Source organism: Moraxella sp. (assembly GCF_024227015.1).
In the GTDB taxonomy this organism is placed as follows: domain Bacteria; phylum Pseudomonadota; class Gammaproteobacteria; order Pseudomonadales; family Moraxellaceae; genus Moraxella.
In genome coordinates this window covers 1-1,498 of sequence record NZ_JAAELD010000078.1, presented here as the reverse complement: position 1 = coordinate 1,498, position 1,498 = coordinate 1, and the positions used below count along the sequence as shown (strand labels likewise).

Annotated in this window: 1 protein-coding gene; it reads left to right on the top strand. The window is 45.1% G+C overall.

Annotated elements, in window-relative coordinates:
• The coding region (locus GY683_RS01650) for an alpha-2-macroglobulin family protein (RefSeq protein WP_297287098.1) at positions 1–1,498 on the top strand (1,498 nt) is incomplete at both ends.

The window sequence follows — 1,498 nt, the reverse complement described above, 5'->3', positions numbered from 1 at the left end:
CCTGGGGCGCAAGCATTAATCACGGTAGAGCGTTTTGGAACACTCAAGAGTTGGGTAGAAACCTTAACCGAGAGTATGGAAATTATCGAGGTGCCGGTAGAACCGGATTATGCACCGGGCTTCTTTGTTTCCGTAACGGTGATGTCGCCGCGAGTTGATAAGCCGATTGATAAAAATCAAGTTGATTTGGGTAAACCTGCTTTCCGTATGGGTTATGTCCAAACTAATGTCAAGGAACCCTATAAGGAATTAGTTGTCGATATTAAAACAGACAAAGCGGTGTATAAACCCCGTGAGCAGGTGACGATTGATTTACGCGCTTATTTGAAAAATCCTCCCCAATCTTCCTTTGATAAAGGGGAACAAGAGGGGATTTCACAACAGATAGAATTAGCAATAACAGTGCTAGATGAATCTGTCTTTGATTTATTAGCCGATGGGCTGGATTATTTTGATCCGTATAAAGGCTTTTATACACTAGATGGTTTGGATATGGCAAACTTTAGCCTACTGATGCGCCTTGTCGGGCGGCAAAAGTTTGAAAAAAAGGGAGCTAACGCAGGTGGTGATGGCGGCAGCACGGAATTAAGTACGCGTTCCCTGTTTAAATACGTCAGCTATTGGAATCCCGCCATCAAAACGGATGCGGCAGGTAAAGCGCAAATTCAATTTGCCGTTCCTGACAACTTGACAGGTTGGCGCATATTAGTCATGGCAGTCACCCCAGGTGATCGTATGGGCTTAGGGGATGCCAATTTCAAAGTGAATAAGCCAATTGAAATTCGCCCCGTCTTGCCTAACCAGTTGACTAGCGGCGATAGTTTTCAAGCGGGCTTTAGTGTGATGAATCGCACTGCTCAAGTGCGCGACTTAAATCTGACGCTAGAAGCCAATGGTCCTGTTATCCTTATAAATAAAGAAGAGTCTTCAGGCATAATCGGTGGCTTTATGGAAAGTTTCCAGAGCTTGTTAGGCACAGAAGAAAAGCCAATTAATGAGCCGATCAGTACTTCTGCGACGGTGAAGGCGCAACCGTATAAGCGTTATATCCAATGGCTGCCGATAAAAACAACAGGCGCAGGTACCATTCAATTCACAACCAGGGCTACTGATGGAGTTGAGCAGGATGCGCTAGAAAAAACGTTACAAGTGCTACCCCGTCGCCCATCGACAACAGCGGCAACTTATGGCACAACGATAACCAATGAAGTCAGTGTCTCTGTGCAATTCCCAACAGATATTCATACTGATGTAGGCGGTTTAAGTGTCATTGCCTCTCCAACGGTGATCAGCGATGTTGATGGCGCGTTTAAATATATGCGTGATTATCCTTATGCTTGCTGGGAGCAAAAACTCAGCAAAGGCACGATGGCTTCACATTATAATAATTTACGCGCCTATTTACCCAAAAGCATCACTTGGGAAGGGAGTCTTTCGCTGCCCAAAGAAACCATCAGTTTAGCCAAAGAATATCAAGCCCCTAATGGTGGTATGGCTT